This window comes from Leuconostoc mesenteroides subsp. mesenteroides (genome assembly GCA_009676745.1).
GTDB classification, from domain to species: Bacteria; Bacillota; Bacilli; order Lactobacillales; family Lactobacillaceae; genus Leuconostoc; species Leuconostoc koreense.
Window position 1 is genome coordinate 24246 of sequence record CP046062.1, and the last position, 20738, is coordinate 44983.

Annotated in this window: 15 protein-coding genes; all 15 read right to left on the reverse strand. The window is 37.7% G+C overall.

Annotated elements, in window-relative coordinates; all coding sequences use genetic code 11:
• Positions 1–12: 12 nt before the first annotated feature.
• On the reverse strand, positions 13–3705 hold the full coding sequence (gene addA / locus GJV51_00130; GenBank protein ID QGM24486.1) for a helicase-exonuclease AddAB subunit AddA: 3693 nt from the start codon (positions 3703–3705) through the stop codon (positions 13–15).
• On the reverse strand, positions 3705–7184 hold the full coding sequence (locus tag GJV51_00135) for an ATP-dependent helicase (protein QGM24487.1): 3480 nt from the start codon (positions 7182–7184) through the stop codon (positions 3705–3707). The genes addA and GJV51_00135 overlap by 1 nt, the downstream gene beginning before the upstream one ends.
• Positions 7184–7975, reverse strand: a complete 792-nt coding sequence (locus GJV51_00140; protein ID QGM24488.1) for an esterase family protein — start codon at positions 7973–7975, stop codon at positions 7184–7186. The genes GJV51_00135 and GJV51_00140 overlap by 1 nt, the downstream gene beginning before the upstream one ends.
• 88 nt (positions 7976–8063) lie before the next feature.
• Positions 8064–9845 (reverse strand): DNA-binding protein, encoded by a 1782-nt coding sequence (locus tag GJV51_00145; GenBank protein ID QGM24489.1) that lies wholly within the window; start codon positions 9843–9845, stop codon positions 8064–8066.
• A gap of 100 nt (positions 9846–9945) precedes the next feature.
• Positions 9946–10365 carry a 30S ribosomal protein S16 gene (gene rpsP, locus GJV51_00150; protein ID QGM24490.1) on the reverse strand — a complete coding sequence of 140 codons (420 nt, stop codon included), beginning with the start codon at positions 10363–10365 and terminating at the stop codon, positions 9946–9948.
• A 135-nt stretch (positions 10366–10500) separates the two neighbouring features.
• A complete protein-coding gene (locus GJV51_00155) occupies positions 10501–10704 on the reverse strand; it encodes a hypothetical protein (GenBank protein ID QGM24491.1) in 204 nt (67 codons plus the stop codon).
• A 145-nt stretch (positions 10705–10849) separates the two neighbouring features.
• Positions 10850–13642, reverse strand: a complete 2793-nt coding sequence (locus GJV51_00160) for an isoleucine--tRNA ligase (GenBank protein ID QGM24492.1) — start codon at positions 13640–13642, stop codon at positions 10850–10852.
• A gap of 297 nt (positions 13643–13939) precedes the next feature.
• Positions 13940–14602, reverse strand: coding sequence for a DivIVA domain-containing protein (locus GJV51_00165; protein QGM24493.1), 663 nt, complete (start codon positions 14600–14602; stop codon positions 13940–13942).
• A gap of 60 nt (positions 14603–14662) precedes the next feature.
• Positions 14663–15460: a cell division protein gene (locus GJV51_00170; protein QGM24494.1), complete on the reverse strand. Its 798-nt coding sequence runs from the start codon at positions 15458–15460 to the stop codon at positions 14663–14665.
• A complete protein-coding gene (locus tag GJV51_00175) occupies positions 15457–15720 on the reverse strand; it encodes a YggT family protein (protein QGM24495.1) in 264 nt (87 codons plus the stop codon). The genes GJV51_00170 and GJV51_00175 overlap by 4 nt, the downstream gene beginning before the upstream one ends.
• 5 nt (positions 15721–15725) lie before the next feature.
• A complete protein-coding gene (locus GJV51_00180) occupies positions 15726–16175 on the reverse strand; it encodes a DUF552 domain-containing protein (protein QGM24496.1) in 450 nt (149 codons plus the stop codon).
• A gap of 9 nt (positions 16176–16184) precedes the next feature.
• On the reverse strand, positions 16185–17489 hold the full coding sequence (ftsZ, locus tag GJV51_00185; protein QGM24497.1) for a cell division protein FtsZ: 1305 nt from the start codon (positions 17487–17489) through the stop codon (positions 16185–16187).
• Between the two features lie 23 nt (positions 17490–17512).
• On the reverse strand, positions 17513–18844 hold the full coding sequence (gene ftsA, locus GJV51_00190) for a cell division protein FtsA (protein QGM24498.1): 1332 nt from the start codon (positions 18842–18844) through the stop codon (positions 17513–17515).
• Positions 18845–18934: 90 nt separating this feature from the next.
• Positions 18935–19639, reverse strand: coding sequence for a cell division protein FtsQ (locus GJV51_00195; GenBank protein QGM24499.1), 705 nt, complete (start codon positions 19637–19639; stop codon positions 18935–18937).
• A complete protein-coding gene (gene murG / locus GJV51_00200; protein QGM24500.1) occupies positions 19639–20730 on the reverse strand; it encodes an undecaprenyldiphospho-muramoylpentapeptide beta-N-acetylglucosaminyltransferase in 1092 nt (363 codons plus the stop codon). Before murG ends, GJV51_00195 begins: the two co-directional genes overlap by 1 nt.
• Positions 20731–20738 lie beyond the last annotated feature (8 nt).

Below are 20738 nucleotides of genomic sequence, written 5' to 3' on the forward strand. Positions count from 1 at the left end.
AAAATTTGCTGTCTATTTTACACCAATTACTCGACCAACATTTAACGCAATTAATTGTGGTTCACCAACCTGATAACCAACATATTCCCGTTGAAGTGCTTGTTGATACAAATGAAGTTGTCCCTTATATCGTTCCTGCAATTTAGCCAAGTCTTCATCTATCTGATTACTTCGAACAAAGTCGGTTTTATAATCAAACAACGTGATTGTTCGTGATGTTTCATCGATAAAATACCCATCAATAATACCATGAATTAAAACTGGCGTTGAATCCTCTAGTGTGTCATAAATATTCTTTGCTGGCATAATCATAGCAAAAGTAGCTTCTCTGTGAAGTGTCTTCTGGTGAGCAATGATTTGTTTGGCAAAGTCAGATTGCAAAAATACAAGAATTTCATCAATTTGAATTAGTGGTGCTACGCTAGGTAAAATCCTTCTATTTTCAACCAATTTATCACGTAATTTTTCTATACTCTGTACTGTGTTAACTTGGGTAAAATCAATCAACTGTAAAATCAAATGTGTTGCCGTTCCTACAGCGGAGCTTGATGGCTTTTGCGAACCGTCATTCATGAAATCTGGTAAAGGTAATTCGTCAACCTTCAAAACATTAGCAGGTTGTAATTGTCCATTTTCAGTAATAATGGTCTTCTGCATTTGAGCAACATCTGGGTCTTCAAAGACTTGTTTGATTTCACTGACAGATTGATACGCAGCCGTTTGCGTTGCTTGCAAGTTAGCATACTGATAGTTCAAAATTTTTTTAGCTCGGTCAAAATCTGATGGTGAGTAAGTTTCGTTCTCAACTAAATCGCTGCTTTCAGTATCAGCTATTGGTGCATGAATTTCGTTTTGATTTGTGAGTTTAACAACCACTTTCCCTGTTAATGGTGTTTCAGAACCTACTAACCGCGGTAATTGACCATCACCAAGCCAATCCTCTAGTACTTTATTTTTTGTACGAGCTAAACTCATAATAGTCCATTTTAAATAGGAGTCGGCTTGTAAACGCAAAAATTCAGGTAAAAACTGCCCATTGGCGTTCTTAGATTCCTGCCACAGAGATTTTAAGGATTGATTTCCAGCTTCTCCCTTGACTTTCACCGAACCAACAATAAATAATTGCTGTTCGGCTCTTGTCAAGGCAACGTATAGCAGGCGCATTTCTTCAGACCAACTCTGTCTTTTTAATGCCTCCTGCACGACAAGTTTTTGCAATGTAGGTATCATGACCAAAGCGTCTGGTTGAATATACTCTAATCCTATGCCTTGATTTTTTTGAATCAATAGGCCACCCTTTAAATCCTGAGTATTAAATGATTTATCGAATTCTGGCAAAAATACAATTGGAAATTCTAATCCTTTTGATGCATGGATGGTCATAATTCTTACAGCTTGAGCATCTGTTTCTTGTGCCGCTTCGCCTAAATCGCTGTCACCAGACTGCAACTGCTCGATATATCTAATAAAACGGAACAAACCGCTATGCGTATTATTTTGATAGGTACGCGCATATTCGTATAACGCATGCAAATTTGCTTGTCTTTGTGCACCGCCCGGCATACCAGCAACGTAATCAAGCCATGCCGTATCATCATAGATAGCCCAGATTAATGCTACTAAGTCATTTTGTGTAGCAACTGCATGCCACTTTTCAATTAAATCAAGAAAGTCTTGCGCTTTTTGATTTTGTTGCGCGTATACTTGCAAAGCTGTCCAGTAATCATGAATCTTATCTGCAATACGAATTGCCGCCAATTCATTCTCATTAAAGTTAAAAATTGGAGAACGTAACACCGCAGCTAATGGAATGTCTTGATGTGGATTATCTATAACGCGTAATACATCTAGCATCAGATAAACCTCCATCGTCTGAAAATAATTACCGACACCTTCCACTTGAACAGGAATCCCAGCCGCACGAAGAGTTGACACAAGGTCAATGTAGCCAGACTTAGCTCGTGTCAAAATGGCAATATCACTATACTGCACTGGGCGAAGACCGGCTGGGTCGCCTTTACGATCAAATATTGAAGTCTCACGTAACTTTAGTATTCTTTCGGCTAGCAAAGCATATTGAGCCTGCCTTTTCTCAAATACTTCCGTATCAGTTTCCAAATCTTTTTCAGTGTCTTCAACAATAATGTCCATATGAAATACAGCAGGTACATCATCTGGATAAGCGGCTTTTGGGACTAGTTTTGCCTCACCCGAGTAAGCAATATCGCCAAGTGCTTCATCCATTATTTGTGTAAAAATCAAATTCGTAATATTCGTGACGTTATTTTGCGATCTAAAATTATCCGCTAAATCAATACGAATACTATCGCTTTCTTTTTTTGCAAACTGTTTATATTTATTTGTGAACAGAGATGGTTCTGCTTGGCGAAAGCCATAGATACTTTGCTTTACATCACCAACCATATACATATTATGACCGTTCGAGACACTAGTTAACAAAGTTTCCTGCAATTGATTAATGTCTTGATATTCATCAACTAAAATTTCATCAAATTGCCCTTGGATTGTTTGTTTGGTGACATCGTCTGATAGTATTGCTAACGCCAAAGTTCCTAAATCGGGGAAATCCAGTAATTTATCTTCGCGCTTGCTTTTTCTAAATGATTCTCGAAATGCTTGCGTGACGATAATTAACGTATCAATTAGTTGATACGATTCTTTTTGTACTAGTTGCCAAGACTTTTCATCAAGTGCAAAATAAGAGGTTGTTAATGAATTTATTTGCGATTTGACACCAACAACCTGCCCTTTAATCTGTCGAGCCATTTCCAGTGTCGCTGACAAATCCGGATCTTCTTTAATCACCTTTGTTTGCGAATTAATTTTACCACTGGGTGTGTCTAAAATAACTTCACGAAGTTCGTCCCAAGGTCCAGACATCGCTTTATCTTGAATTAATAATAAATAATCTTGAAGCTCAAAGAAAGCATCTTGCGTTTTTTTCAGTTCATCAATTCCTGTAATAGTAAGTTGTACTTCTTCGACTTTTTTAATCAAATCCTTGATAGTTTCTAGGATAATTGGGCGAATACTGTCTACATATAAAGCTGTTTCAGTAATCGGTTCGCCTGTTACTTTATAAGGTTCACGCAGTTTCTCTAACCATTCATTTCCGTCAGCGCGAGCTTCTGCAAAATCTGATAATCTCAAAATGATTTTTTGTAACTGATCATCTTGATTTGGGTTACCAAAATTATTTACTAGTGTTAAAAATTGTTCATGATAAGTATTATTTTCATCATAAAAATCAGCTAAAACATCAGTCAACACATCTTGCTGTAATAATTTACGTTCCGCCGTATCTGACAATAATCGAAATTGTGGATCTAACCCAATAACATGGTAATACATTTCAATAATTCGTAAAGCATACGCATCGATGGTCGAAATGTTCGCTGCCGGTAATATCAAAAGTTGCTCTTGTAAAAAACGTTTTTGATTTTCATCAGCTACCTTTAAACGCTTTTCAATAGCTACCTCCAAACGCTCCCGCATTTCTTTTGCTGCAGCATTTGTGAAAGTTACAATTAAAAATCGTTCGACACTAACACCACTTAAAATTTTTTGAATAAGACGCTCAATTAAAACAGTTGTCTTTCCCGAGCCGGCTGACGCGGCAACTAAAATATTATGATTTTTTTCTTCAATTGCACGTTGCTGATTTTGTGTGAATTTGGTTGCCATTAAGCTTGACCACCTTTCAGTAATTTAATGATTGAATTTTTATCAGCTGGAGACTGTACTTTATAAGTATCACCCAAAGCTCGATCAAAACGAATGATATCAAGATAGGGCGAATAAGTTAATCCATCTTCAACCGGCAAAATTGGAAAATACCCAGACAAAATGAGATCGCCCGCAGTAATAATATTTTCACGGTTATGCTGTAGTAATAAAGCAAACTCATCTGGATCAACTGCATCCACACCAATATTTCCTAATGCTCCGCTTTTCAATAATACTACTGGATAGTGAGCCGATTTTTCTTGTGGTTCTAAAGTTGTCAACGCAGAAACATACGCTGGCTCAGAAATAAAAAGACCACGATATTTAAAAGTTTCTGGTATTATTTGACCAGTAAATAGCATATTAAGATCTGTTTTATCCGTTAATCTTGTTTTTTCCGGAGATATTTTGGCAAAAAAGGCGCCTCCAATAGCCGCAACGCCAAGCTTATCTGCGCTTTGTTGAGCAGCATCCCAATAAGTTAACAATTGCATTTGCAACCCATCATAAGCTTGCCCCCAACTAAAGGTTTTCCCATTTGATTTATAATCAATAATTGTACCGAATTCACCTTGCATATCTTGCTTATCAAAACGATCAAGTTTACCACGCACTTGCATATGTGCAAAAGAAAGTGGCGGTAGTGAGTCCTTTGAAAAACCAAATAGTTGCTCAACTGCTTCTGGCTTACTTGTATTTTCACGTGCCGCAGCTTGTAAATTCAGCACTAACATCTCACAAACACGTGTCAAATAGCTTGTAGTTGCTCGCATTTTTCCAGAGTCATTTAATATTTCAAACGCTGGTAACGCTAATTGATTCTGCATATGCTGTCGCACTAAGGCGCGTAGCTCATCCCCAGTGACATCGCGTAAACTTTTATTTTTTACAATTAATTCATGGAGTACATTTTCAAAAATCGCATGATATAGTGTGCCAGTTTGAGCTACGTTCAGTTCGTTCGTTACCCGCTCTTGCAATCTCAAACCGTACTGAAGAAAGTAAGCAAACGGATTACTATAATAACTTTCCAACTGTGATATAGAGACATTTAGTCGTTTACCAAATAAAGCCGAGATGAACTCTGGTTTTAATTTAATAGTATTATTTTGATAATTGGGTGCTGATAAAACACGTTCAAGTCTGTCTTTCATTGTATTGGAAATAACATTTTGCACGGCTTTAAACGCAGCTGTTTGGCCGTAAACAGGTAAAATTTTAACTAAATCAGACAAAGTTGCTCTGGCCGTTCCAACGTATTGCTTTAATAGCGATGCTGCACTACTTGGTATACTACCGATTACTTCTACTTCACTATTAAATGTATCTACTAATCGTTTGAAAAACGGTGACATTTCTGCTAGTTGTCCACTTGGTTCCAAAATTGGGTAAGAAAGTGTTATTGATCCGACGGAGCTCATCAAACTGCCGTAAAAAAGAAGATTTTCTTCTGCCATTTGCTGTTGCGCAGTGTTTTGCAAATAACGCGGATTAGTTCCAGACTGCAAAGCAGGTTGCACAATTGACCGCTCAGCATCATTAATCAACGCTGTAGTTTTTGCTTGTGCAGGTAAATTCTGACGTGTACCACCGATAAAATAAAGGTGTTTATACTGCGTATTTTGAACAATTCCTGCTTCTGAAATCGTTAATTGATCTAAATTATTCGGTATACCAGAGAATTTTGCACCAGACAAGCCAGCTTGTAATGTGGTCACTATATCAGCGAGTGCCACGCTACGCTCACCATCAATTTCAACCATCTCATCTAAAGTTTTGGTCAACATTTGCCAGACTTCTTCACTCTGCTGTGCACGAGATAAATTTCCTGTTGCAATAAACTCATCACGCTGTTCTAAAAGAGCATCGGTTACGTGATATTTTTGTAACCATAACACGAGATGTGTCACCGACTGACGTAAATTTTTAGCCCTCGTAAACCCATTATCCAACTCATCAAAAGCTTCGACAATAAAATGTCGTAGATATTCCAAGCGATTGTTAACCTTTTCGTCTTCTGAAATTTCTGTATCATCGTTATCTCGTGTCACTTGAAAAAGTTTAAATGGCCGTGAAAAATCTCGCCACCTTGATTCATATGGTCGATAAGCATATAGATAGTTATCCATGTACGAAACAACATCAAAAAACTCATCGTGTGAAACAATTTTATTTTCAAAAGTTGGTCGTAATAATCCTGTCTTTAAGATTGCTAACATCGTCTGATATTGGAATTTGTTAGGTGCTAACAAGTTTAATACTAACTCTACCAAGGGATGATTCATCATATTCACATCCATATCTAAAAAATATGGTAATTCAAATTGCGACATGACTGCTTCTATATGTGCTTGGTAGGGCGTTAAATCTCGTGACAAAATAATAATATCGCGTAAATGTAATGTTGGGTCATCAACTAGTGAGCGCCTAATACGTCGCGCTACTTCTTTAATTTCAGTAATTGGGTTTTCGGCCGCAAAAACATTCAATTGTACCTCATCTCGTGAGCCAGTAAAATTACGGTACTCACCCAAATACTCCCAAGCACCTAAAACCTGTTGTGCTGTTCTTGATAATGGTCTCAATTTTGTAGCAGCCGTAATCGTCACATCTTGCTGTGCATTACGTGCTGTTATAGATAGTTGTTCAACCGTTGTCATTGGTTTAAAAAACACATCACCTTCTTGTTGTTGACCAATTTTTTCAGGATCACCGAGTACAGCCATTGTCACAGGATAAGTAGCAATTAATTGATTGACTACCATCATTTCTGCACTTGTAAATCCATTAAACCCATCAAAACAAAATGCAACGTTCGATAGTTTAAGATTAGCTAACTGCTGTGCAAAAGCAATCAGTGTTTCCTGTCCTGTAATTTGATTCTCACCCATGCGAGCATTAAAATCATCAGCCACGATTGCCAAATCATGTAACTTGGCATTCAATGTTTGTCTCAGAAATATATTATCTGCAGAGCTTTCAAGAATTTCTAATAAATTTTCTGGCGTGACATTACTAGCGCGTAACTCGACCAGTTGGGCAACCAATGCAGACACAAAGCCACTTTTTGTCTGCATCCGGGAGAACACTGGTAAATTATCAGATTGTTCACGTAAAATATTTGAAACAATCATAAATAATCCTGTTGGTTCGATGATATCTGGTTGCCGATTTGGTGTGTTTTTCATTAATGCCCAAGCTAAACGTGTTAATGAGTAGACTTGCAGACGACTCTGCGCATACAACTCACTCTCGTCGTTACCATTCATTATTGAAAAACGCTGTAGTACATTGACCTCACTATCAAATTTCACATGATTAGGGACAATATAAAAAACTGTCAGCAACTCATTTTGACGAAACTGCTGTTGAATCATTGTCAGCATTTCTGATCTTAAGTCATGTTGGCCATTACCCATTACAACATTGAGTGACATTAACTCAATCTCTCTTCCTGAACGTAGTTAATTGGCAACCATTCTAACACGCGTTCAATTTGTTTATTCCAATAATACCATTCGTGTGTACCTGGCGCTGTTTCGTATGTAATATCGTAATCTAATTGCTGCAAAGTTGATATGGTCGCATCATTAATAGGCTTCAAAAAATCTTGTTCTCCTATCCACGCATACAGTTTAGGTCGCTGATGACAGGTCTTGGCGAGGGTTAAAATATCATTTTTAGAGCCCTTAAAATCATCAAATTCGCCAAAAATTCCTTGCCAATATGAGAGCTTTCCCATGTTTAAAAAGTCTTCTTTTCTCGGATTGCCTACTAATGCGCCGGAAAGAGACGCAGCATAGCTAAATTGATTTGTTCCTAAGGCCAACTTAAACGCACCGTAACCGCCCATTGACAGTCCGGCTACGAAATTTTTTTCTCTTTTAGTGGATATTTGCGGAAACAAGCTAGCTATTTTTTCAGGTAGCTCACGCGCTAATGCATCAAAGTAGTTTAACCCATAGGTTGTATTCGTATACCAGCCTAAATCAGTGGACGGCATTATAATTGCTACAGGTGTTTGCCTTACTAAACGTTCAATGGATGTCCGACGTTGCCAAATTGTATGGTCACCTGACATACCATGAAGAAGGTACAATACAGGAATATCCTTCAAGGTTTCTGTTGTCCAAGTTGGGTTGTGATCTGATAGTTCAGGTAGAATAACATTCATCACACGATCCATACCAAGTACTTTTGAATAATAATTAACTTCTAAAAAAGCCATATCACACCTCTTTCCATTTGCTATTAATGTTATTTTAACAGAAAAAGCGCACGATTGTTCGTACGCTTTTTCTACTCACCATAACGATTTACTTTAATCCGTCAATCGTTATTTTCTCGATTGTCGCAATCTTCGCATCATCTAACATATTTGCTGTGAAACTGACTTTATCGCCTTCTTTTAAGAACACGACCTTAGGTGCATTATCTGCATCAATTTTAAAGACGGCAGACTGTCCTTCGACCATAAAATTAATAATTGTGTTTTTACCATCATTGATCAATGCAACACGTGTTACATTACCGCTAATCTTTTTATCATACTTTTTATTCGTTGAATGATTGTTTGTGCTATTTGAAGCCAAATCATTACGATAGTCATCAAGTGCTTCTTGGGCGTTATCACTATCAACAACAATGTCGTTATCAATAGCATTAATATATACGTACTTTTTAAAGATTCCCTTACTATCTAATAATGAAACAACCCATGTCGGTGTGCCATCAATATTATATAGTATTGGCATTTGCGCTACCCATTTTTTCTCGGGATATATTTTATCTGCAATACTGATTGCACCATCTGAATCCATTAATCCTGAATGTGTGTCACGATAATAAGTCAATTCACCCGTTCGAGCATTAATTAATGAATAACCAAGTGCAGAATCCTGATTATTATTACCAGATGTGAAATCAGTGAAGTACAACAAGTTTCCCTTTGAATCGATTAATGGTGTGATTTGACCCGAAGCATAAATACCATTATCAGTTGGAATTTTCACATCACGTTTTGCACCAAACGCTGTTTGGTTCCACCAACCTTTTTGATATCGACCATAAAATTCATTCATTTTATTTGCTGCGGAACTTGTAATAGGCGCATCAATAAATTTGGGTGCCTTATTGGCCGCGTAAATTTTAACTTCACCAGTTTGTGCGTTCAACACAGCTGTTTTAAATTCGTTAAATTTCATTCGTCCAGAAACACCATATTCACGGTATAGTGTTTGAATATAATAAGGTGTACCATTTTCATCAATTTCTAAATTCATGTTGCCCATGCTGGCATAAGTTGGTGCTGACGCATATATTTTACGAGCAGCATCATTATTTAGATACGCCGATGGGCTGTACTTTAATCGTTCTTTAATAAATCTTGGTTGTGCATTAACATCAGTGGCACTAATAATAAAATATCCTGGGACTGATTTATTCTTTAACCATTTGAAAAAACCATTAAACTCTACTGTAGCTACATAGACATATTTGCCATTAACTACTTGAGCAGTAATCCCATCCAATTCATACATGTTTGAATTGGGAATAACGCTAAACTTTTGTTGCATTTTCCTTTTGGCAGTATCAGGCGCTAGCGCAATTGGCATATCCTTAGCGGATGTCAGCAACTCGGAAGAACCCTCTGTTTTAGCCGGTATTGAACTGTAAACATTGTTAATGCTCGTTAGCTTTGTAACAAAAGATACGGCTCCTACTGCTATCCACAACACTAGTGGTGCTATTGCAACAAAAATATAGCGTCGAAAAAAATATGTTTTTGTACGATCACTCACATCTTTAGCGTGATTTTGACTTCCCCAATCACGAATTTTATCAAAAGAAGCTATTCCAGCATAGACAATTAAATTAATAATTGCTGCAACAAATGCAAACAAAATATTGATGTTGATTAGCGTTGTCATATTCTTTGGTGGCAATTGAATATACAGCACAACATAAGCCAAAGTAAATTCAATCAAGGTACTAAAAATGAACCATTTTACTCTACGATTTAACGCCACTGCGATGATATTAACAAGTAATGTTCCAATCAAAAATACCAATGTAACATTTACAAAACTTAGTAACATATTTATTCTCCCTTAGTACTGATACGATTATCGACAAACGGTATTCGATAAATAAAAACAGTCGCTTCAAATTATAGAAGCGACTGTTTCGTCAGTTATATTAAACAAGTGCTAATAAATCAGCCTTCTTAGCAGATGAAGTATATGCAGTGCCTTGGGCATCTAAATATGCTTTGATTTCTGCAACAGTATTCTTATCTGTAGGCTTCTTAGCTGAAGCTTCCTTAGTTGTTGCTTTCTTAGCTGGCTTCTTACCTGACTTTGATTCGTTGTACTTTGCTAAAATACCAGCATTGCTCAACAAGTTACGAACTGTGTCAGATGGTTGTGCACCATTACCCAACCATGACAAAATCTTTTCTTCATCCAACTTAATTTCTGCTGGTTGTGAGATTGGGTTGTATGTACCGACTGTTTCGATAAAACGACCATCACGTGGTGAACGTGAATCAGCAATAACGACACGGTAGAATGGACGCTTCTTTGCACCCATACGCTTCAAACGAATTTTAACTGCCATTGTGGTAGTCCTCCAATTTTCTTTTGTGCTTTTTACACTTTTAATTTACTATATAATTATGCCATATACCCATATATATGTCAAGTAACACACCTTGACATATATATGGGTAATCAAAAGATTATTATTTCAGAGTTACTCTTCATTATTGCTATGACGGGCTTTATTAATTTCTTCGCTCAAAATAATTAAATTATCTAGTGCTCGACGCGCCATCATTGAATCGTGCTTACGATTTGCTGGGTTCGTAATGCCACCAAGTGTATGTGGTGTGTTTAAATCGTTAATAATTTTTATCAATTCATCTTGCCAAATTTTAAGTTGATCTTTTTCGCCCATAAGCCCTACTCCTATAAACACTTTATCCATTATTTTATCAAAATTACAACTAAATAACAAATCAATTACTAAAAACTCACCTTCATTAAACAAACGATCGCTCAAAAAAAACATTACACATGAATAAAAGTGTAATGTTTTTAATTTACTCCAAACCTTCTGTTACAGCTTCTGGGTAAAACTCACGTATGATTTCAGCTTCATGTTTTGATAATTCTGGGAAAGCTGGATCGGCACCTAAGTCCTCATGGAACATACGATCTCTTAGAGAAACACCGCCTGTTGCATGAGCCACTGCTAACTGCCAGTCATCATAATCTTTAGCATTCTCAGCTTCTTGAACATCTTGAACATGCAATTGCGATACCATTAGAAGTAAACGTACATCGGCATGCAATTCTGCCAACCAGTTTTGTTGTTCAGCCGTCAAGTACATTGTCAAAGCCGCCTCAGCATTTTTACCAATCAAATCTGCTTCACGTGCTTCCTCTAATGCTTTGTTAACTGCATCGCGTAGCTTCATAAATACTGACCACTGATCAAACAACGCCGTCGTGTCACCCAAATCCTCTACCTCTGGCATATCTGTCAAGTAAGCAAATTCAGCTGTTTCATGTGGCAAATACTCCCAAACTTCTTCAGCCGTATGTGGTAATACTGGCAATAATAATCGTACAAGATCAGTTAATGTTTTATAAAATACGGTTTGCATAGAGCGTCGAGCATGACTTGTAGGGGCTTCAACATACACGACATCTTTAGCAATATCCAAATAAAAGGCTGATAAATCAACATTGACAAAATTAATAACACGCTTGAAAATATCATTTAATTGATAGTTATCATAGTCTTTGCGAATATCTGCAACAAAATTATTTTCTAAAGCGTAGAAATACTGATCATGTGCAGATAAATCACTGTAAGCAATTGCATCTTTTTTCGGATCAAAATCAGCTGTATTGGCCATCAAGAAACGTAATGTATTACGTAACTTACGATAATTTTCTGAAACCTGTTTCAAAATTTCATTTGATACAGGCATATCTTGCGATGTGTCAACAGAAATTGTCCACAACCTTAAAATTTCAACACCAAGTTTGTTGGCTACTTCAATAGGAGAAATCGTATTGCCCAATGACTTTGACATCTTATTGCCTTTACCATCAAGAGTAAATCCTTGTGATAAAATGGCCTTGTATGGTGCTATACCATTAACAGCAACTGATGTTATTAATGAAGAATTAAACCAACCACGATATTGATCAGATCCTTCTAGATACATATCAGCTGGATAGTCTAACTGTGGACGTGTGTTCAATACGCCATTCCATGAAGAACCAGAATCAAACCACACATCCATGATATCTTCTTCTTTAGTAAATTCGCCATTTGGAGAATGTTCATTAGTATAGCCTTCAGGCAATAAATCCTTCGCTTCATGTTCAAACCAGTAATTCGAACCATGTTCTGCAAATAAATCGGCAACATGGTTAATGATTGCTTCATCTAAGATAGCTGTCCCATCTTCTGCATAAAAAATTGGTAATGGTACACCCCAAACACGTTGACGTGAGATTACCCAATCACCACGATCACGAATCATATTATGAAGACGCACCTTACCCCATTCTGGGAAATAAGTAACTTTATCTAATTCTGATAAAATTTCACTACGGAATTTTTCAACAGATGCAAACCATTGTGGCACAGCTCGCCAAATGATAGGTTTTTTTGTACGCCAGTCAAATGGATATGAGTGTGTAATTTTCTCTTTTGCCAAGAATAAGCGCGCATCAGTTAACTTATTAATCACTGTACCAACAACATCATCATAAAACTTACCTTCAAAATCAGGACCAGCATCAGACGTCATAAATCCTTTGGCATCAACAGTAACATCAGCAGGCAAACCATATTTTTTACCAACATTATAATCATCTTCACCAAAACCAGGAGCTGTGTGGACCAATCCCGTTCCAGAATCCAACGTAACATGATCGGCATTCATAACTAATTCTTCTTGGTCACTATCCCATGGATGGTATGCAGTCATCTTATCAAGTTCTTGTCCCTTGTAAGTAGCTACAGTTTCCCATGATTCCCAGCCAAACTTTGGTGCCACTGTTTCCAGCAATTCTGTGGCCACGACGAATTTGCGGTCATCCCCAGCTGGCTTCACCACTGAATAATCAAAATCGGGACCTAAGGTAATTCCCCGAGAAGCAGTTACTGTAAAAGGTGTCGTCGTCCAAACCACAAAGTACGTATTCTCATCCAAGAGATCATGGCCATCTTTGACTTTGTTTGCATAAAACAAAGACGTTGAATCAATATCATGATATTCAATTTCAGCTTCAGCTAAAGCAGATTCAGAAGACCATGACCAATAAACTGGCTTTGCACCTTTAAAGATATAGCCTTTAGAAACCATAGTACCAAAAACTCGAACTTGTGCTGCTTCAAATTCAGGTTGTAACGTTATGTATGGATTATCCCAGTCACCTAATACACCAAGTCGCTTAAAGTCAGCACGTTGTGTATCAACTTGTTTTAGAGCAAAATCTTTAGCCAAATTACGCCATTCATGCTTTGGCATACTTTTGCGATCGTGCCCTAGCTTTGTCAATTGTTGCTCAATTGGTAAACCATGTGTATCCCATCCTGGGACATATGGTGCATGAAAACCAGCCATATTCTTATAACGGATAATAATATCCTTAGTAATTTTATTCAACGCATGACCAATATGAATATTTCCATTCGCATATGGTGGTCCATCGTGCAAATTAAAATGTGGTTTCAATTCATTTTGAGATAATCTTTTCTGGTATAGATTCTGTGCATACCATTTTGCTTGACGTTCGGGTTCAGTTTTAGGAAGCGAACCACGCATTGGAAACCCTGTTTTCCCAAGATTTAATGTATCTTTATATTTCATTGATAAATTCTCCTTTTTATCATTTTAAACAAATTTATTTAAACCATAATAAATATAAAAAATCCCTATGCTTAAAAGCATAGGGACGCAATAGCGTGGTACCACCCAATGTTTAGCAGTACAAAATACTGCCCTTCACAGAGTTTTAACGATCCTCACCGGCTTAGCTTACTAGATATTTATATTCAGCTAAACAAAATAGTAACTGATCTAGTCAACATCAGGGACGATCATCTCTAACCACCATGACTCGCTGCACGTATGAATGCTAACCTTACTGTGTTACGCTTTTTATAATTATTTATCGTCTTCGTCTTGTTCCGATCCCGGAAACACTACCACAGGGCCTTGCTCTTCGCTTGACACCGCATCGTTTTGTTCTTTATCAGGTTCAGGGATAACAACTGGCTCAGCCTTTGCAACTTCGCCAACACGATGGGCAGTTACTTGTCCCATCGGTAACCGATGAACCGCTTCTGCTAACTCATCGCTTTCTAATAGTTTACGCTGAGATTCCAACAATTGCAAGAATGAATTTTTAAAATCTTCAACTTCAGTACGCAATTGATTTTGTTCATTCGTTAATTCAGCATTTTCTTGGGCCAAACGAACAGCATCTGCATCTGCCTTTGCTCGAGCATCATTAATAATTTTTGTTGCTGCTTCTTGGGCATGAGTTAACTGTTTTTTCACTTCTACATCCGCATCTTGCTTCAAGCGGTCAGCTGCTTCTTGGGCAACAAAGATTGATTGATTCACTTGATCACGTTTTGATTCAAGCTCTTCAATTTTAGCTTGAGCTAGCTCATTTTGACGCTTTAATTCATCGCGTTCTGCAATCAATGCTTCATAATCACCATTAATTTGATCTAAAAAGGCATCGACATCTGTAGCAATGTAAGCTTTACTGCCTTTTTTTGTAAATTCATGATTTAAAATTTCATCGGGTGTTAACGCCATTATTTTTCTCCTTTAAAATGGTTTGTGTATGCTCAACTCCAGGTGTTTCATAGTGGTTCACTATCTCCGGATAATATTGACAATAGCTTTTATCTTGCCTTTTTTGCTTATTCCGTCAAGCAGTTTAATCTGAACTCGACCATGCTTTCTGACTGAAATAACATCACCAATTGCTAATTCTACATCTGGTTTAGCTATTTCGCTCCAATTTACGCGCACCTGATTTTCTTCAATTAGATTTTTAGCATCAGAACGCGATAGGTCAAATCCAGCTGAAATTACCGTGTCAAGTCGTAAAGAAGATAACAACAAAAATTTTTCTTCCCAGTCACTTATATGAGGGAGTACGTTGTGAAAATCACATTCTACTAGAGACACTTGTACATGACCAATTTTGGTAACTATCTGTTGCATGTAACGTTGCATCTTTGAGTCAATGACGATTTGCCACCGACTGTGTGTTTGATTATATAAAATATCACCGAAAACACTTCTACTAATGCCACTATGCATCATTGATCCTAAAATAGTTGAGTGATGCAGATTATCAAATTTAGTAGGATACTTTATCTCAAGTAATGCTATCTCAAATGCCAAATCATCTTGAGGATATTCTTTGGGCATAAGGATAGCACGTTGGCTCTCCGCACCTTGGACACCACCATTAAAGTAAACAGCTAAATCAGTAGCTTGATTTACTAAAACATTTAAAATGTATTGTTCCCGTGGATTAAGAAATCGCGTTAAAATACTCCGGTACTCATTTCTTGATTGTTGAATCCAACCATCAACTTGCTTTATAAACGATTGTTCATTTAAACGAAAATGTTGACTGATTGTTGATACCTTGCTCGTCATAGGAACAAATTAACCAAATGGAATAAACCATTACGAGCAAAATTCAAAGCAATTATGGCAACAATTGGCGAGAAATCAATCATCGCTATAGGTGGAATAAAACGAAACATACTTAAGTAAGGTTCAACAATTTTTCCAAGGAAACGCCCTAAGCCAGATTCACGTGCGCCAGGAAGCCAAGACATCAAAATATAAATGACGATGGCATATTCATAATATTGAATTAGGTTAAAAACCCATCTAATAATTTCTATTATCATGTGTATTAGTACCGACTGTTTGGTTCAAGGTTATCCGTCAATGTACCAGAAATTTCAAACGTATTTGGCGTTACCAAAAAAATCGATTGCCCGATACGTTCAATTTCCCCATTAACAGCGTATATTGTACCACCCAAGAAATCTAAAATACGTTTGGCTTGTGCTTCATCAATTTGAGTAAAATTAACGATTGCAGCTTCACCGCCAAGTATTTGCGACGCAATTGAACGGGAATCTGAATACACTTTAGGTTCAAATAAGGCAATTTTACTGTTAGCGCTGTTTAATCCTGCAGGAGTTTGTGACTGACTAGTTTGCCTAACAAATCGTGGTTGTGAAGAAGTTTGTTGTGTCGCCTGTTGCTCTTGCTGTTGACTTTGTTCATACCCATCTTCTTCGTAATAGTCGTCTTCTTCATTGCTGAAAAGGCGTTTAATTGTATCACCTAATGCCATAAGTTCTCCTTAACGCTTCTTGAAAAATGGTGGTTGATCATTATCATCATCATTTGACAAATCAACAGATGCACTTGAAGTTGGTGTATTAAACACATCAAAAGACTGCTTTTGAACATCGTCAAAGCGCTTTTCCTCAGAGAATACATCTTTTGTATCATTCGTAATATTCCAGTCTGCAAATGGATCATTTTGTGCCATTGTAGGCTTGGAGGTAACATTTGACGGTGCTGGCTTTTCAAATACAGAATTATTGTTTACTGGTGCTTCATTTGTTGTACTACTTGTACTGACATTAGAACCAAAAACATTTGCAGCTGAGGTTGCCGTGTTTTCCGTCATCTTAGGTTTTTCAGTCACATTTTGTAAGCCAGTAGCAATCACTGTAACTCGAATTGAATCTTCCAAATTTTCATCAATTGAAGTACCAAAAATAACATTGACATCGTGACCAGCTTCTTGGCTAATCACTTCTGATGCCGTTTGCGCCTCAAACAATGACATATCAAGACCACCTGTGATGTTTAGCAGAACATCTTCAGCTCCTGCCATGTCAACTTCCAACAATGGAGAAGAAATAGCTTGCTTGGTTGCATCAGCTGCACGCGTTTCACCACTGGCTTGCCCAACACCCATCAAAGCAGGCCCGGCATCTTGCATAACTGTTTTAACATCAGCAAAATCCAAATTAATAAAGCCTGGGTTGGTAATCAATTCTGAAATACCACGAACACCCTGTGCCACTACTTCATCAACTACTTTGAAAGCTTCTGACAATGGTGTGCGCAAATCAATACGATCTTTCAAACGTTCGTTTGTAATAACAATCAAAGAATCGACAGATTCTGAGAGTGCTTGAAGACCTTCAGCAGCATAACGACCACGCTTTGGACCTTCCCACTTAAATGGACGAGTAACCACTGCAACGGTTAGAGCGCCTTGTTCCTTGGCAATTCGTGCTACAACTGGAGCAGCGCCATTACCAGTTCCACCACCCATTCCAGCTGTAATAACTACCATATCAGCCCCTGTCATTGCAGAAGCAATTGCTTCTGATGATTCTTCAGCGGCTTTGGTTCCCCTTTCAGGGTTAGAACCTGCGCCCAATCCGCCAGTCAATTTAGGACCAATTTGAATTTTTGTATCTGCTTTTGATTTGTCTAGTGCTTGTACATCAGTGTTGGCAACGATAAATTCGACACCGCTAACACCTTCTTCTATCATATGATTAACAGCATTGGAACCACCGCCTCCAACACCGATAACCTTAATGATTGCGCCTGCTTGTTGCGCGTCATCAATTGAAAAATCCATGAGTTGTCTCCTTAAATGTTCGATTATTCTTCATTAAATAAATTGCTAAGTTTTTGGCGCATTTTACCAAACCAGCTTTGTTGGGGATCATTTACAATTTCACCATTATACTGAAAACCTTCTACAGGCTGTTGCACAACTTCATCCGCATACTCTTCTGGTAGCATGGACGGTTGCTGTGCAACTACATGACGTTGCATAATAGTTTGCTTGATTACTTGTTGTGTCATACTTTCACGAGAAGCAAACATCGCATACGATAGTGAACGAGAATAGGCCGGATGCCGTAAACCAATTTGATCTGGTACAAATAGGCGGACATTATCACCCAAGACTCGCTTTGCAAAGTCTACCATTTTTGGTAAGGCGGCGTTACCACCAGTTAGAACAAAACCACCTGGTAGATTCAACGCACCAATTTGCTTTAACTGCGCAAACAACCGCGTATACATCTGTTCCAAACGTGCAGCGATAATCTCTGAAAGATACTGTTCATCAAATTGCTTAGTAAATTCTTCGCCGATAACTTCTACTGGAAATTCGTTAGATGACAAAGTTTGTGTGGGGTCTGCATATCCATAGTCTCGCTTGATTTTCTCAGCGTTAATATATGATGTTCCTAAAACAGTTGATATATCTTTAGTTATATTGTCTCCGCCTTCTATGTCGACAAAGGTGAATTTGAGCTTTCGATCATGAATAACTGAAGTACTCGTTTGCCCACCACCAAGATCTATAAGAACAGTTCCAAAATCCTGCTGTCCATCATTTAAAATGATAGATCCCATGGCTAATGGCGCTAATACAAATTCTCGTAAAGTTAAGCCTGCTTTTTGAATAGCCATCTGTGTGTTATCTAAAACTTTTTCCGGTCCAACATAAGCAATTCCATGCATCTCTAATCGAACACCAATCATTTCATGTGGATCTTTGATGCCATCAAAGCCGTCGACTACAAATTCCTCGGCGACCAATTCAATTACATCATGGCCAGCTGGCAATCCACTGGACAAGGCCTGTGCTGCAACATTTTGTACATCTTGATACGTAATTCTTTTATTCTGATTAGCAATCGATACTAAACCATCGACATTAATAATTTTAATTTGATTAGCTGGAATACCAACTACAACTTCACTGATTTGAATATTTGCTTTTTCTTGTGCTTGGTCAATCGCTTCACGAATTGCACTTGCAGTCGCATCAATGTCAACAATGACTCCACGTCTTAAGCCCCGTGATGGGGCATTTCCTGCACCAATTACATTGAACTGATTACCAGTCATTTGTGTAATGACAACCTTGATTGAAGTAGTTCCGATGTCTAATCCAACCGTCACGCCTGAATTATTCATGCGTTGTGCCCCTTTATAAATTATTTTTTAAAATATACCTAATACTAATGGTACCATACAAATGAGGTGTTTTACCACTCATTTGCCGTTCTATTTAGAACCATATCCGTAGGAATATGCGCCATATTGTAAATCGATTATTCCCTTAGTTTGCATTTGCGCTGCAATGCCTGGATAATAAATCATTTTTTTTCCAAATGTTTTCAGTGTAGCCAAAACTGTATTGCCATCAGTCATAATAATCTTCAAACGATTATCGTTATCCTTGGTTGGCGAATATATGATTTGACTTATATTCTGCCTTAGGGATAATTCAAATTGTGAGAAGGCTTGGGCTGTGTTACTCAGTTGCTCACTATTTTTGAAATTACTATACACCGGCGCATTTCCATTAGGACTATTAACTTTTTTTGTTTTTCCTTGACGGTTAAGCGCATACCATTGACCATTTTTTTTCACAAATCCGGCATTAATATTTTCAACAACTTTAATCGAAACGACATTGCGGTCTAAATCAATATCAGCAGAATAAATTTTGGCATCTTTTTTTATTAATTCATGTGCGATGAAAGACGTTTGTCCAAGAACACGCCAGCGTGGCGTTTTATCGTTAAGACCCACATATTTTTCAACTTGTTGCTTGGTTAACATATTCGAATCAATATTGACTGAACTAATTGTACGCCATGGTTGTAAACTCAAGATTAAACCGACAATTAAAACAACAAAAGCCGCCAAACTAAGCCAAAGTTTTAGCGGTCGTCGCTTCATAAATTGTGATTTGATTTTCTCCATTATTCACCGATTGCATCTAATATTAACGCGTATAAACGATCTCCAGCATCTCTGATACCAACATTTTTGGCTTGTTCTGTCATTGTTTTGCTAACAGATTGATTTAATAACAGTGAATCCGCTGCTAACAATAACGCTTTTCCTGACAAAGCTGGTTCAGTAATCATTAATGCGGCACCTGCATCAACTAGACTTTGTGCATTTTTTGTTTGATGATCACCAGTAACATAAGGGCTTGGCACTAGAATTGATGGGATACCCAGTGCAGTAATTTCCGCAATAGACGTTGCACCAGCTCGTGATACAATAGCTGACGTTTTTGCTAATACCTCTGGCATATTGTCAATGTAAGGTAATATTCGAATATTATCTGCTGGCTGTGTAGTCAAACGATTTAAAACATTGTCATATCGCTTTGGACCAGTCACAATAACAACTTGATAGTTTCTTTTATTGAACTCCTGCATAGCTTCAATCACAGCTAGATTGATTGGCGGTGCTCCTTGTGAGCCACCAAATATCAATAGTGATGGCTTTTCATCACTCAATCCAATTTGTTGCCACGAAAAACTAGACTTAATAGATGCCACTTGTTGTGCACGAGGATTTCCTACAACAAACACTTTGTCTTTGGGAAACTGCGACAGGGCAGCATCAAAAGCGACACCTATCTTAGTCGCACCGCGTGACAAAAACTTATTTGTAACGCCAGCCACTGAATTTTGCTCATGTATAACAGTTGGGATGTGCAACCTTTGGGCAGCATAGACAACAGCGCCACTAACATATCCACCTGTTCCAACTACCACATCAGGATTAAAATCCTTAATAATCTTTTTAGCCTCTTTAACCGCTTTTAAGAATAGTGATACTGTTTTGATGTTTTCTAATGAAAAAGATCTTTTAAAGCCTTGAACAGTTAATTTTTCAAAAGGCATGCCTGTGGCCGGCACAATGTTTGATTCTACACCACGTTCTGAACCAACATACAAAAATTCTGTGTCCGGCTCATGTCTATGAATGACTTCAGCTAATGCTAATGCTGGGTAAATATGACCACCAGTACCACCACCCGATAGAATTATTTTCATTTTAATCC

Excerpts from the sequence above, each read along its gene's own strand:
- rpsP (QGM24490.1), bottom strand. The coding sequence starts at position 10,365 with ATGGCAGTTAAAATTCGTTTGAAGCGTATGGGTGCAAAGAAGCGTCCA.
- addA (QGM24486.1), bottom strand. The coding sequence starts at position 3,705 with ATGGCAACCAAATTCACACAAAATCAGCAACGTGCAATTGAAGAAAAA.
- GJV51_00135 (QGM24487.1), bottom strand. The coding sequence starts at position 7,184 with ATGTCACTCAATGTTGTAATGGGTAATGGCCAACATGACTTAAGATCA.
- GJV51_00145 (QGM24489.1), bottom strand. The coding sequence starts at position 9,845 with ATGTTACTAAGTTTTGTAAATGTTACATTGGTATTTTTGATTGGAACA.
- ftsZ (QGM24497.1), bottom strand. The coding sequence starts at position 17,489 with ATGGATTTTTCAATTGATGACGCGCAACAAGCAGGCGCAATCATTAAG.
- GJV51_00195 (QGM24499.1), bottom strand. The coding sequence starts at position 19,639 with ATGGAGAAAATCAAATCACAATTTATGAAGCGACGACCGCTAAAACTT.
- GJV51_00160 (QGM24492.1), bottom strand. The coding sequence starts at position 13,642 with ATGAAATATAAAGATACATTAAATCTTGGGAAAACAGGGTTTCCAATG.
- GJV51_00140 (QGM24488.1), bottom strand. The coding sequence starts at position 7,975 with ATGGCTTTTTTAGAAGTTAATTATTATTCAAAAGTACTTGGTATGGAT.
- GJV51_00175 (QGM24495.1), bottom strand. The coding sequence starts at position 15,720 with ATGATAATAGAAATTATTAGATGGGTTTTTAACCTAATTCAATATTAT.
- GJV51_00155 (QGM24491.1), bottom strand. The coding sequence starts at position 10,704 with ATGGGCGAAAAAGATCAACTTAAAATTTGGCAAGATGAATTGATAAAA.
- GJV51_00165 (QGM24493.1), bottom strand. The coding sequence starts at position 14,602 with ATGGCGTTAACACCCGATGAAATTTTAAATCATGAATTTACAAAAAAA.
- GJV51_00180 (QGM24496.1), bottom strand. The coding sequence starts at position 16,175 with ATGGCATTAGGTGATACAATTAAACGCCTTTTCAGCAATGAAGAAGAC.
- ftsA (QGM24498.1), bottom strand. The coding sequence starts at position 18,844 with ATGAATAATTCAGGCGTGACGGTTGGATTAGACATCGGAACTACTTCA.
- murG (QGM24500.1), bottom strand. The coding sequence starts at position 20,730 with ATGAAAATAATTCTATCGGGTGGTGGTACTGGTGGTCATATTTACCCA.
- GJV51_00170 (QGM24494.1), bottom strand. The coding sequence starts at position 15,460 with ATGACGAGCAAGGTATCAACAATCAGTCAACATTTTCGTTTAAATGAA.